Origin of the sequence: Pseudoalteromonas sp. SK18 (assembly GCF_001974855.1) — a bacterium.
In the GTDB taxonomy this organism is placed as follows: domain Bacteria; phylum Pseudomonadota; class Gammaproteobacteria; order Enterobacterales; family Alteromonadaceae; genus Pseudoalteromonas.
Map to the genome: position 1 here is coordinate 74,211 of NZ_MTQB01000002.1, position 13,552 is coordinate 87,762.

Here is a 13,552-nt window from a genome sequence, read left to right on the forward strand (position 1 = left end):
CTAAACTTTAGCAATAAAAAAGCCCATACAGTTGTATGGGCTTTTTTATTAGGTAACGAATTACCATTTCTTTTTCGGTGCAAACAACACGTCTAAATCATCTTGCTCTTGCTCATTCTTTTTCTTCAATGATGTGGCATTGGATGCCTTTAGTTCGTTGCTTATTGTTTCTAGGTAACCCTCAACTTCAGCTCGTTTTGCCGTAATGTAATCATCAGTAAATGATACACTGTTAAGCGTCGCCGACGCTTTTTCAAAGTATTGCCTAGCAGATCCTATCATCCCGGCTGTTTGCGCTGCTATACCTCGTTTTATTTGGCTTTCAATGTTTATTCTTAGCTGCAGTTTTTCAAGGCGCTTATCTTCTGCAATAAATACCTGGCTGTCTACTTTGCCTTTATTATGCTCAGAACGAATAATAGTACGAAGCTTTTTAATACCCTGTATCAGCGATATCAGTTGTTTGTCGTTACTTGGTAATACAAAGCCTTCAGAGCCGTCTTGAATAGGGTTTTGCAGTCGCTCTTTCGCTTCTTTTAAGCGATTTTTAAGCCCGCTACCACCGCTTGAAATAGATACCATATTACTGAGTGCATCATGAATACGACGTTGTAATACTCGCTGAGTTGCCTCTGAGAGTGGGATGTTGGCACTATTCATCAGTGCTTCTTCAGTTTCTTCAATGATAACTTTTTGTTTTGTTAGCTCTTTACGTCGTTCAGCTTCTTGTTTTTCTTTGTGTTGTTGAACAGCACTAACCCATAGTGCGATGACGATAAGCGCAACAATTAGTACAATTATAATGGAAACGATCATGTTATAATTCTCAAATTCTTAACCTTATCCACTAATCTTACATTAAATATATAAAAGGTGGGAAACTTTGCGCTGATTAACTAAAAAAAGTACCAATATAAAGCGTTTAAATCTTAATATGTTATGTTTGGTTTACTGATAATCATTGCTACCTCAACTTTACTTATTGTGTTAACCTGAAATTTCAATAAATTAATTGTTATATTGTGTAACTTTAATCAGCCTTTTATATAGTTAGTTACCTATTAATTATAGGGTGCGCTTTAATCTGTCAATGTGAATTATAACGAAACTACATAGCCATGAAATTACAACAACTTAGATATATCGTAGAAGTTCAAAATCATAAATTAAACGTTTCAGCTACCGCTGAGAGTTTATTTACCTCCCAGCCTGGTATTTCTAAGCAAGTACGTATGTTAGAAGATGAACTAGGTGTGCAAATTTTTGGCCGTAGTGGTAAACATTTAACTCACGTTACAGGTGCTGGCGAGGAAATCATTAATATATCGCGAGAAATACTCTCAAAAGTTGAGGGTATTAAAGCGGTGGCTAATGAGCATACGTTGCCCGATCAAGGTAAACTTAATATTGCGACTACGCACACGCAAGCACGTTATGCGTTACCAAGCGTAATTAAAGGCTTTACCCAAAAATATCCAGCAGTGTCATTGCATATGCACCAAGGTACGCCGCAGCAAATATCTGATGCAGCTGCCCGCGGTGATGCAGATTTTGCCATTGCTACCGAAGCACTGCATTTGTATTCAGATTTAGTTATGTTGCCTTGTTATCACTGGAATCGTAGTATTGTGGTTGCTAAAGATCATCCTCTTGCGAAAAAAGTCGATAATTTAACGGTGGCAGATATAGCGCAGTATCCTTTGATCACTTATGTATTTGGTTTTACTGGTCGCTCAGAGCTTGATAAAGCATTTAACGCCTATGGGCTTGAGCCACATATTGTATTTACCGCCACCGATGCCGATGTTATTAAAACGTATGTGCGCCTGGGATTAGGTGTCGGTGTGGTTGCATCTATGGCAATTGATCAGGTAAACGACAGCGACTTAGTGTGCATTGATGCTAGCCATTTATTTGAAGCGAGTACGACTAAAATTGGTTTTAGAAAGGGCAGCTTTTTACGTACCTACATGTATGATTTTATAGAACGTTTTGCACCGCATTTAACCAAAGAGCGAGTAGAGCGAGCAAGTTTGCTGCGTAATCAAGACGATGTTGATAAATTATTTGCTGATATCGAATTACCGGTTAAATAACAGCTACACAGTAATGAAAAAGCCGCTTAGTTATACAACTAAGCGGCTTTTTTAATGCTATCTAATTAACACTTTATAATATCAACACTCGATAATGTTAACAGCTAATCCACCGCGAGCGGTTTCTTTGTATTTTGTTTTCATATCGTTACCGGTATCGAGCATGGTTTTAATTACTTTATCAAGCGATACTTTTTGTTCACCACTGCCGCGAATAGCAAGGCGAGAGGCATTAATTGCTTTAATAGCGCCCATTGCATTACGTTCGATACAGGGTACTTGCACTAAGCCGCCCACTGGATCGCAGGTCAATCCTAAGTTATGTTCCATACCAATTTCAGCGGCATTTTCTACGTGTACCACGTTACCACCAACAATTTCAGTCAGCGCACCAGCAGCCATTGAACAGGCAACACCAACTTCACCTTGGCAACCCACTTCAGCACCTGAGATAGAGGCATTTTTTTTGTATAAAATACCAATAGCGGCCGCGGTTAATAAATACCGAGTAGCAATGTCGCGATCAACTTCTTTGATAAAAGTATGATAGTACATTAATACGGCTGGTAGGATACCAGCTGCACCATTTGTTGGTGCAGTAACCACACGACCGCCTGCTGCATTTTCTTCATTCACTGCTAATGCGAATAAATCAACCCAATCCATAGCACGAAGTGGATCGTTACTCACTTCTACATTGAGCTTTAAATATAAGCTTGGTGCACGGCGTTTTACTTTCAAACCACCAGGTAAAATACCTTCGGTACGCATACCACGTTCAATACAGGCTTTCATTACTTGCCAAATATTAAATAATTCATCTTTTATGGCTTCTTCACTGCGTAAAGTTTTTTCGTTTTTCATCATTAACGTTGATACGCTGTAACCCGACTCTTTACACATTTCGAGTAATTCTTTAGCCGTTCCAAACGGGAACGGGGCAGGGTTTTCTTCGCGAATATCTAAGGCCGCTTGTTTTTCTTTTTCAAATTCTTCATCTGTAACAATAAACCCACCACCAATAGAGTAGTAAACTTTGCTGTATACTTTTTCGCCATTGTTATAGGCAATAATTTCCATTGCGTTGGAATGTTTAGGGAGTGTTTTTCTGCGATGAAAAACAATAGCGCCTTGTTTAGGGAATTTAGCTTTGTGAGTTTGGTTTAGATAAATAACCTGCTCATTTTCTATTTTTGCTAAAATATCGTCCACTAAATCGGCATCTATGGTTTCAGGATCATAACCGGCTAGGCCAAGTATCACAGCTTTTCCCGAACCATGACCAACACCTGTTTGCCCCAGTGAGCCGTAAAGCTCTACTTTTACATCGGTTACATTTGCTAATAGTTGTTGCTCATCTAGGTCATTAACAAATAAGCGTGATGCACGCATTGGGCCGACGGTATGTGACGATGAAGGGCCAATACCAATGCTAAACATGTCAAATGCACTGATCATAATGTGTGTCTCTACTTAGTTTTCTCAGCATTAAGCTGTTCTTTGAACGGTCGACTATAATAACGTGGAAATCCAGGTGTGTAACCCTTATTAGCAAAGATTTAAACTGGTATGGCGAGTTGTTTTGTAAAGTTTTTAATAATGCTGGCTGTGGCACCCCACAAAAGCCCGTGAGGAGTGATAAAGCCATTTAAAGTTAGGGCTCTTCCATTACGTTCAAAGGGGATTGGTTGCCAATTAGCTTCGTTGTTCAGCGCTTTTATAGAGAGTAAAAAGCTGGCTTGTACTTCGTTGTGATCGTTCTCCCATACGGTTTCTTTTTTAATTAAGCCCACAAAAGGACGTATAGTAAATCCAGTAAGGGTAGAGTATTGGGGCAGCTGGCCTAAAACTTGAACATTATGCGGGGCAATGTTTAGCTCCTCATGTAATTCACGCAGTGCCGTGGTGCGCAGGTTAACATCATTAATTTCAAATTTACCACCCGGTAAACAAATCTCCCCAGGGTGGTGATGTAAATAGGTTGGCCGCTTACACAATAAAACATGTGCTTCGTTATCTATATCAATCAAAGTTAGCATCACTGCACTGGCGCGCTTTTTTTTATTGTCTTTGAGCTGATCCACGGCTAAACTGCGGTTTAATTGAAAACGAGCCGAAATGGTTTCACTATTCAAAGCAACCTTCATTTAATATAGGGAGTATTTTATTTACTTTATCGTATGTTTCTTGATATTCCAATTCGACTTTTGAATCAGCAACAATGCCACCGCCAGCCCAGCAATGTATTTGTTGTTGATGAGTAACTAAAGTTCGAATGGTAATACTGGTATCCATATTACCGCAGGCGCTGATATAGCCAATAGAGCCACAATAAATACTGCGTCTGTGTGGCTCCAGCTCTTCTATTATTTCCATTGCGCGTACTTTGGGTGCGCCAGTAATAGAGCCTCCAGGAAATGCGGCTTCAAGCTGATCGACTGCCGTTTTTCCTTCATCAAGGGTTGAGGTGACCGTACTTACCAAATGGTGTACCGCCGGAAAACTTTCAATAGCAAATAATGAAGGCACAACAACAGAGCCCGGTTTTGCGACTTTACCTAAATCATTTCGTAGCAGGTCTACTATCATGACATTTTCAGCGCGGTCTTTACTGGAGTTTGCCAGTAATGTGGCTTGTTTGGCATCTTCTAAAGCATCGGCTTTACGTGGTAGCGTGCCTTTAATAGGTTTTGTTTCTACCTTGTTGTCGTGCACTGCAATAAAACGCTCGGGTGATATTGATAAAATAGCGCCTTGTGGGTGATTAACAAAACTAGAAAAAGGGGCTTTATTGGCCTGCGTTAATTTAACATAAGCCGCCCAAGGAGAGCCTTGGTAATGTGCGCTAAAACGCTGAGCTAGGTTAATTTGATAACAATCACCACTTTTTAAGTATTCTTCAATGGCGGCAAATTTTTCGCTATAACTTGTCTGACTCATATTTGACTGCCACTGTGATGTAAGCGAAAAGCTTTCGTGCTTAGGTGGTTGCATTAAATATTGCTGATACAGCGAGAGACGATTTACATTGGGCTGCGAAACATAAAACCAAGTATCCAGTTGTTTATCGTAAATCAGTGCATCAAGGTAAAGTCCAACGGCCATTTGTGGTAAATCAATATCGTTTAAAGCACTGCTTGGCAGTTGCTCTATGGTACGCCCTAAGTCATAACCAAAGTAACCAAGCCAGCCACCATTAAAGGGTAAATTGTTAGCGGCTTTTGTTATATCAAGCTTTGCTAATTCATCGTTCATTATTTCAAAGCAGCTTTTAGCACTCGCTTGGTTATTAAAAACAGTTTGATTATTTTTAACTTCCAGGGTGCTTTGAGGTTCAATCGCAATCATGTCAAAACGACTGTTAATGTGATCGCTATCACCCGAATCTAGCAAAATAGCGTAGGGTAAATGAGCAAAATGCGAAAATACCTCTATACAATTTTGTGATATGGCTAATTCAACACAATTTTTTTTATTGTTTAGCATTTACTACCCCTTTAAGAACTGGCTCGAAACGGGCTGGGAGGGTATCATAAGTCAAATTTTTTTGGCAGCGTTTAGTGAGCGCTGTGGTTGAAAACAGTTCGAACCACCGTCATGGGTTTGATAAAGCTTACGTGCAGCGTGCGTAACAACAACTTAAGGAACCACTATGAGTACAATTCGTCAGCAAGACTTTATTGATAGCATCGAAGATGCCTTGCAATATATCTCGTTTTACCACCCTCTTGATTTTGTTCAAGCGCTAGAAAAAGCGTATAACAAAGAGCAAAGCAAAGCCGCTAAAGATGCGATTGCACAAATCTTAATTAACTCGCGTATGTCGGCAGAAGGTAAGCGTCCGCTGTGTCAGGATACCGGGATCATCACCTGTTTTGTAAAAGTAGGTATGGATGTTAATTGGGATAAAACCGACTTGACAGTACAACAAATGGTTGATGAGGGAACGCGCCGTGCGTACTTAAATCCAGATAACCCCTTGCGCGCGTCGATTGTTGCTGATCCTGCGGGAACACGTAAAAATACTAAAGATAATACGCCATCAGTGGTACACATTGACTTAGTTGCAGGCGATAAAGTTGAAGTGATGGTGGCTGCTAAAGGCGGCGGCTCAGAAAACAAAAGTAAAATGGTGATGTTAAACCCATCTGACGATGTGGCCGAGTGGGTAGAAAAAACGTTACCAACAATGGGTGCGGGTTGGTGTCCACCAGGTATGCTAGGCATAGGTATTGGTGGTACTGCAGAAAAAGCAGCGGTAATGGCGAAAGAGTCATTAATGGATCCGGTTGATATTCATGAACTCATTGAGCGCGGCGCAGAAACAACAGAAGAAAAGCTGCGTTTAGAAATTTTTGAACGTGCTAATAAGTTAGGTATTGGTGCGCAAGGCCTTGGCGGTTTAACCACGGTTGTTGATATTAAAATTAAAACGGCGCCAACTCACGCGGCTTCAAAGCCAGTGGTTATGATCCCAAATTGTGCTGCTACGCGCCACGTACACTTTACGCTTGATGGTTCAGGCCCTGCGAATTTAAAAGCACCTAAATTGGAAGATTGGCCAGAAGTGACTTTCGAAGTCGGTGAGGGCACACGCCGTGTTAATTTGGATACCCTGACTAAAGAAGACACTAAAGAATGGAAAATGGGTGAAACCGTTTTACTATCAGGTACTATTTTAACGGGTCGAGATGCTGCTCATAAGCGTCTGCAAGATATGATTAACTCAGGGGAAGGTTTACCTGAAGGTGTTGATTTTGATAACAAGTTTATTTACTACGTTGGTCCTGTGGATGCAGTAGGCGATGAAGCAGTAGGTCCTGCTGGCCCGACAACGGCTACTCGTATGGATAAATTTACCGACATGATGTTAGAAAAAACAGGCATCGTGGGAATGATTGGTAAAGCTGAACGAGGCCCAGCAACGGTTGAATCTATTAAAAAGCATCAGTCAGTGTATTTAATGGCTGTAGGTGGTGCGGCATACTTAGTATCTAAAGCAATTAAAAAAGCACGTGTTGTTGCGTTTGAAGATTTAGGTATGGAAGCTATCTACGAATTTGAAGTAGAAGATATGCCAGTAACGGTTGCCGTTGACAGTGAGGGTGCAAATGCCCACACCCAAGGTCCTGCAATTTGGAAAGCAAAAATTGAAGAACTAGACAGCAAAATGAAGTAAATTTGCGAAGTAATCATAAAAGCGAGCACCCTGTGCTCGTTTTTTTATTTTTAAATTTGCAGATACTTATACACCTCAGACCAGTTTGTGCTACATAGGCAGTTTTTGTATAAGCCATTGTATTTTATGAGCTAGTGTTCTTTTTCAAGATGTACGATTAAGTTTACATATAAATTTAGAGTGACGTTCACGTAAGCGTAAACTTTAATTGCGGTGGTGTTTTTAGCTTTTATATTTAATGAAATGATTATTATTGATTTTTTTATGCATTTTTATCGCAATAAGTCGTTTTGTTTTTCAGTTGAGTGCGGTTTATTTGGTTTATCTACTCATAGTATAGCGAACCAGTATCTGAAGTGATAAAGTCTCGTCAATTTGTAGCGTGCTTGCCCAAAAGGGCTCATTATTTTCGGAGTATTTAAAGTGGTTGTATTTAATCAAGTTGAATTTGATAACCATGAACAAGTGGTTTTTTGTTCAGACAAAGCGTCTGGTTTAAAGGCCATTATTGCGGTACATAACACAAACTTAGGCCCAGCTGTAGGCGGTTGTAGAATGTGGGATTATGCCAACGATGAGGATGCAGTTTACGATGTACTGCGTCTATCAAAAGGGATGACCTATAAAAATGCTGTGGCACGCTTGCCATTTGGTGGTGGTAAGTCAGTTATTATTGGTAATGCAAAAGAGATCAAATCTGAACAGCTGTTTCGTGCATTTGGTCGTCAATTAGAGCGTTTAAATGGCAGTTACTACTCAGCAGAAGACGTAAACATCACCTGTGATGATGTTGCCTTAATGAACAAAGAAACAAACTACGTGCTAGGCCTTGAAGGCAAAAGTGGTAATCCATCGCCATTTACAGCTTACGGCACGTTTTTAGGTATGAAAGCAGCGCTCCATCATCAACGCGGCATTCAAGATTTCTCAGGTATTAAAGTGGCTGTGCAAGGTTTAGGTGCAGTGGCTTATGGCTTGTGTAAACACTTGGCTGAAGCTGGTGCAGAATTATTTGTTACCGATATTAACCAAGCTGCAGTTGAGCGTGTAGTAAACGACTTTGGTGCAACAGCGGTTGGTATTGATGAAATATACGACTTAGATGTTGATGTATATGCGCCTTGTGCGTTAGGTGCCACTATCAATGACACAACAATCCCTCGTTTAAAAGCAACAATTGTTGCAGGTTGTGCAAATAATCAGCTTGCAGAGTCACGCCATGGTGAAATTTTACGTGAAAAAGGTATTTTATACGCACCAGATTATGTAATAAATGCAGGCGGTATTATTAACGTGTATTACGAAACAGCACCTGAAGGTTACAGTAAAGAGGCGTCTAATAAACACGTAGAGAAGATTTTCGATACATTAGCTGAAATCTTTACACGCAGTGAAAAAGAGCAAAAATCAACGCATTTAATTGCTGATGAACTTGCTCAAGAAATTATTGAAAACGGACTTTAAGTTTTCACACGGTTCAAAAAAGGAGCGACTATCGCTCCTTTTTTTATGCCTATATAAGACTTTGGTATAACTACACCTAAAGCATCATTTTAATTAATGCGAATATAGGCAAAGCGAGGTAAAATTTTACTTTTGCTCTGTGTATATACTTTATGTCTTCTGCCGATTTATCTCTTCGGGCTATTGATTTTGATCAGTGGCCGCGCAAACAACATTTTGAATTGTTTCAAAACTTCACTCAGCCTTATTTTAATGTGTGTGTAAAGCTCAGTGCTAAAAAGTTATATACCGCGTGTAAACAAACTAATCGTGCTTTTTTTCATGGTTATGTTTATTGCTTATTAAAAGCATGTCATGAGTATGAGCCGATGATGCTGCGTATTGTTAATCAAAAACCTTATTATTTAAACACCACGCGCGCGAGTGTGGTTGAGCTTGCCGATGATGATTCGTTTCGTTTTAGTTATTTCAAACAACATAACTCGTTAAATGAGTTTGCAAATAAAGCAAAAGCGATTAGTCATAAAGCAAAGTTAAACCCGTTGTTTTCTGATGCTTTTGCGGCAACAGAAGGGCAAGCTGATTTAATTCACGTTTCTGTTTTACCTTGGTTAAACTTTAGTAGCTTTTCGCATGCGTTTACCCAGGGTCAAAGCTGTGGCATTCCTAAATTTGTGTTCGGCCAATACAACCCTAATACCGGCGAAATGCCACTCTCCATTGATGTTCATCATGCGTTACTAGATGGACTACATGTGGCTAAGTTCATCCAACAATTACAACATACATTTGATAGTTTAAGTGATAATACTTAATGAAAAAGTTGTAAATCTTATGTTATTATTTGTTGGTGATGTTTTTTAATTAAATTTTCACATTGAATTTACTCAAATATAAAAACTAATAATTATAAAGGCAGTGTCTGATGAATCGCTTGGTGATTTTATGCTTCTTGTTGGTGATTTTTACTGTTGATGCTCAGCAACAGACTCGCCTGCCGTTGCGCGATTATTTTTTTGAAACGTGGAATACCCGTTCGGGCCTTCCTCACAATAGCATTAATAGCCTTGCACAAACACAAGATGGCTATTTATGGGTAGGTACTTGGGAAGGGCTTGCCCGCTTTAACGGTCAAGAATTTAAACTATTTACCCGCTCAGAAATTACCGATTTGCCTGACTCAGGCGTACGTGCGCTTACCCCCACATCCGATGGCGGCTTACTCATAGCCGGAGCGCGCGGCGGTATTAGTTTATATCAGCACCGACAATGGGACACTCAACCTAATGCCCAAGCAATGGTTAATCACGTATTTAAGAGTAAAAACGAGGATTTGTGGTTGGCACTTGAAAATGATGGTGTGTTTTATCGACCTGCCAAAAGCACTCAAGATATCCCAATAATACAAAACGTCAGTGCTTACCGAATAATTGAAGATAAGCAGGGCACTATATGGGCTGCAACCAGTGATGGGCTGTATAAAATAGTTAACTACACGGCTAAATTGATGACTCCACACCATGGTTTGCCAGATGCACCTGTATATACTCTATTGATTACCCGTGAAGGACGCCTTGTTATTGGTAGTGAAAGAGGTGCGCGAGTATTAAATGGCAATGTGTTCGAGTCACCCCATCCAAAGCTTAGTGCTGAGTCAATTTCTAGTTTATTAGAAGATAACCATGGTGATTTATGGTTTGGCACTATTAATAAAGGGGTATTTAGGCTTAGTGTTGATGGCATAGAACAATTAGATGCTAAAAATGGCTTACCTGCAAACCGCATATTGTCGTTATTGCAAGACAGAGAAAACAGTATTTGGGTAGGTACCAACGCGGGTGTATTTAGATTAAGAGAAGCCCCGTTTTCATCGTGGGGAAAAAAGCGAGGCTTATCTGGCGACTACGTACGAACGGTACTTTCACATTCTGATGGCAGTTTATGGATAGGCGGGAGTACAGGTTTAGATCGGCTGCAAAATAATAAAATTACCCAAATTAAAGGGACTAAACAAGGCTCTCCTTATTCAGTATTGAGCTTACTTGAACAAAGCCAAGGTGATGTTTGGGTCGGTACTTATACTTCAGGTGTGTTAAAGGTGGTGAATAACGAGCTTGTACCTTACTTAAATCGTGATACTGGCCTTGGTAGTAATGAAGTACGCTCGTTACTTTTTGATTCAAAAAATCGTTTATGGATAGGTTCAGCCATGGGGTTAACGCGAGTTAATACCGACGGCAGTTTAGTGCAATTTACTAATGAGAAAGAGTTACCGAGTGGCTTTATTCTAGCTTTGAGTGAGGATAAGAGGGCTAATATTTGGATAGGCACTGGCAATGGCGTAGTAGTTTACAATACCCAAACGGATAAATTTAAACCAATTCAGTTCCCTAAAGCGTTTTCGGCTAAATATGCGTTTGGCTTTTATATTGACGATAAATATACCTGGATGGCGACCGATAGAGGTTTATTGCGTTATCAACATTCAAATGGCCATATGACTATTTTAGGGCGAGAGCTAGGATTACCGGTCGATAAGCTTTTTCAAATTGTGCCCTTTAAAGATTCACTTTGGCTATCAAGTAACCGTGGCATTATTGAAGTTAATTATAAGCAGGTTAATCAGCTATTAGATTCAGCTACAAAAGGTAGTCAGACGCTAGCTTTTCAATTATACGATGAGGGCGATGGCATGCTCAGTGCGCAAGCCAATGGAGGGTCAACGCCTTCGGCTACAGCGCATTCAGATGGTACTATTTGGTTTGCCACCGCAAAAGGGGTGAGTACGGTTAAACCCGCGCGATTAAAAGAAGCCACCGAGATACCGTTACCAACTATTGTAGAAAGTTTTTCTGTAGATGGTAAACCCATGTTATTGCCTGTTGATGGTGAAACACTTGTTTTGCCACCTGGAGTTACACGGCTGTCGTTCCATTATGCGGGCTTAAGTTTTATTATGCCGCAGCGATTAAACTTTCAAACAAAAATGAAAGGTTTTAATGATGAATGGGTCGATCGTTTGCACATTGCGACAGCTGAGTATACTAATTTACCCGCGGGAAAATATTCATTTGCAGTGCGTTCTGCCTACCCTAATACCGATTGGCAGCAAAATGACAAAGTGATTCATTTTGAAATTCAATCGCATTTTTGGCAAAAAACCAGCTTTAAGTTATTAGTGTTTTTTATTTTTGTTGTTGTTATATACAGCGCATATCGTTATCGCTTGTACCACTATAAACAAGTAGAAAAAGAATTAACCAGCCGAGTGGTGAAGCAAACTCAAGCACTGCAAGAGCAAGCAAGTGCCTTTGCTTATCAAGCCACGCATGATCAGCTCACTGACTTACCTAACCGTCGGGCATTTGATGGTTGGTTGGCCGACAATTTTGCAGATTTTAAAGCGCGTAATACCCCGCTTGCGATTGCAATTATGGATATTGACCACTTTAAACGAATTAATGATGGCTGGTCTCATTTGATTGGCGATCAGGTTATATGCGAAGTCGCCAATATTCTTAAAGCGCGTTGTGAAGGCGAACAAGAAGTGGCTCGTTGGGGCGGCGAAGAATTTACATTTGTATTTCCTGACATGAATACTGTGCAAGCACAGCAGTTATGTGAGCAATTACGCAAAGAAATCGAAAATAAAGATTTTTCGTCTATTGCCCAGGGGCTTAGCGTAACCGTGAGCTTTGGTGTTTCTGACTCAGATAACGTCGATGATTACGATCGGTTATTATCACATGCTGACCAAGCTTTGTATAAAGCCAAAAACAATGGCCGAAATCGAACTGAAGTGGTGTGATTGAAAAACAGCTCTTCAGTACCCATATTATTTAAATAATCGAGGACGCGGTGTTTTAGCGTTAAAGCTAAATGGTTTGACTTAGGGTGAGCCAATGATAAATGCGCTATTAATTTTTGTTTTAATTGTATTTATAGCCATTTTTTGGCGTTGGTCTGATATTCAAAATACCCTATGGCGCCGTAAATACAGTAACTTATCATTAAGCCCACAACAGCATGCGCTGTTAATACGGGCTATGCCAATCTATAACAAAATGACTGATGCAGAGCGAGCCAAGTTAGCATCTCATATTGTATGGTTTCTAAATGAAAAACGTTTTGTTGGCTGCGATGGTTTAAAACTTACAGAGCCAATGAAACTGATTATTGCCGCTGATGCTTGTCTGCTGGTATTGCACAAGCCCTGGCCTTTGTATAAAAACGTTAAAGAAATTTTACTCTATCCTAGCGCCTATTATGCGCCTCAGTCGAGTCGTGATAACGCTGGCCTTGTTAGTTTTCATAATACCGTAAGGCAAGGTGAGTCGTGGCCAGGAGGCACGCTGGTGCTGAGCTGGCATGATGTGCTTGAGGGTAATCGCTTACCCAGTGATGGGCATAATTTAGTGTTTCATGAGTTTGCGCATCAACTTGATCAAGAAACCGGTAAAACCACTGGCACGCCACTGCTTTCATCGCAGGCTGAATATCAACAATGGGGCAAGGTATTTAGCCGAGCATTTTCGCAGTTAAAAACGCACGTAGCGTATAGCATGCCACATGTTATTCATAGTTACGGAGCTACAAATGAGGCTGAATTTTTTGCGGTGATCACCGAAACATTTTTAGAGAAACCTGCGGATTTACGCCGTGAAGACCCCGAGATTTACCGTCTGCTGGTGGATTTTTATCAATTTGATCCTATCGTTTGGCATTAATTTTATGCACTTCATCCTATTACGCTGGTAACTTGCTAGCGTTTTTGTTGCAATCATGTAATAGAGCAACACACAGCAACAATAAT

The 13,552-nt window shown here is 40.3% G+C and carries 10 protein-coding genes; 6 read left to right on the forward strand and 4 right to left on the reverse strand.

Annotation, left to right across the window (positions count from 1 at the left end):
- Nucleotides 1-60: 60 nt before the first annotated feature.
- Nucleotides 61-816: a hypothetical protein gene (locus BW139_RS02210; RefSeq protein ID WP_008466188.1), complete on the reverse strand. Its 756-nt coding sequence runs from the start codon at nucleotides 814-816 to the stop codon at nucleotides 61-63.
- Nucleotides 817-1,118: 302 nt separating this feature from the next.
- Here BW139_RS02210 and cysB point away from each other — a divergent pair, with 302 nt between their 5' ends.
- On the forward strand, nucleotides 1,119-2,096 hold the full coding sequence (gene cysB, locus BW139_RS02215) for an HTH-type transcriptional regulator CysB (protein WP_076918511.1): 978 nt from the start codon (nucleotides 1,119-1,121) through the stop codon (nucleotides 2,094-2,096).
- Between the two features lie 81 nt (nucleotides 2,097-2,177).
- Here the strand turns inward: cysB and BW139_RS02220 are convergent, their stop codons facing one another.
- The 3 genes from BW139_RS02220 to pabB all read right to left on the reverse strand — a co-directional run bounded on the left by BW139_RS02220 (nucleotide 2,178) and on the right by pabB (nucleotide 5,582).
- Nucleotides 2,178-3,554 carry an L-serine ammonia-lyase gene (locus BW139_RS02220; protein WP_054201138.1) on the reverse strand — a complete coding sequence of 459 codons (1,377 nt, stop codon included), beginning with the start codon at nucleotides 3,552-3,554 and terminating at the stop codon, nucleotides 2,178-2,180.
- 101 nt (nucleotides 3,555-3,655) lie between these two features.
- Nucleotides 3,656-4,231: a CoA pyrophosphatase gene (locus tag BW139_RS02225; protein ID WP_076918512.1), complete on the reverse strand. Its 576-nt coding sequence runs from the start codon at nucleotides 4,229-4,231 to the stop codon at nucleotides 3,656-3,658.
- Nucleotides 4,224-5,582, reverse strand: a complete 1,359-nt coding sequence (pabB, locus tag BW139_RS02230) for an aminodeoxychorismate synthase component I (RefSeq protein ID WP_076918513.1) — start codon at nucleotides 5,580-5,582, stop codon at nucleotides 4,224-4,226. Before pabB ends, BW139_RS02225 begins: the two co-directional genes overlap by 8 nt.
- A 166-nt stretch (nucleotides 5,583-5,748) precedes the next feature.
- Here pabB and BW139_RS02235 point away from each other — a divergent pair, with 166 nt between their 5' ends.
- From BW139_RS02235 to BW139_RS02255, 5 genes are all read left to right on the forward strand, one after another.
- On the forward strand, nucleotides 5,749-7,275 hold the full coding sequence (locus BW139_RS02235; protein ID WP_008112774.1) for a fumarate hydratase: 1,527 nt from the start codon (nucleotides 5,749-5,751) through the stop codon (nucleotides 7,273-7,275).
- 423 nt (nucleotides 7,276-7,698) lie between these two features.
- Nucleotides 7,699-8,739: a Glu/Leu/Phe/Val dehydrogenase gene (locus BW139_RS02240; protein ID WP_076918514.1), complete on the forward strand. Its 1,041-nt coding sequence runs from the start codon at nucleotides 7,699-7,701 to the stop codon at nucleotides 8,737-8,739.
- Between the two features lie 152 nt (nucleotides 8,740-8,891).
- The gene (locus BW139_RS02245) at nucleotides 8,892-9,554 is read left to right on the forward strand and encodes a CatA-like O-acetyltransferase (RefSeq protein ID WP_076918515.1); all 663 of its coding nucleotides are present in this window, start codon (nucleotides 8,892-8,894) and stop codon (nucleotides 9,552-9,554) included.
- A gap of 110 nt (nucleotides 9,555-9,664) precedes the next feature.
- Entirely contained in the window at nucleotides 9,665-12,547 is a 2,883-nt protein-coding gene (locus BW139_RS02250) for a ligand-binding sensor domain-containing diguanylate cyclase (protein ID WP_083708639.1), read from the forward strand.
- Nucleotides 12,548-12,641: 94 nt separating this feature from the next.
- Entirely contained in the window at nucleotides 12,642-13,466 is an 825-nt protein-coding gene (locus BW139_RS02255) for a M90 family metallopeptidase (RefSeq protein ID WP_076918516.1), read from the forward strand.
- The last annotated feature ends 86 nt before the right edge of the window (nucleotides 13,467-13,552 follow it).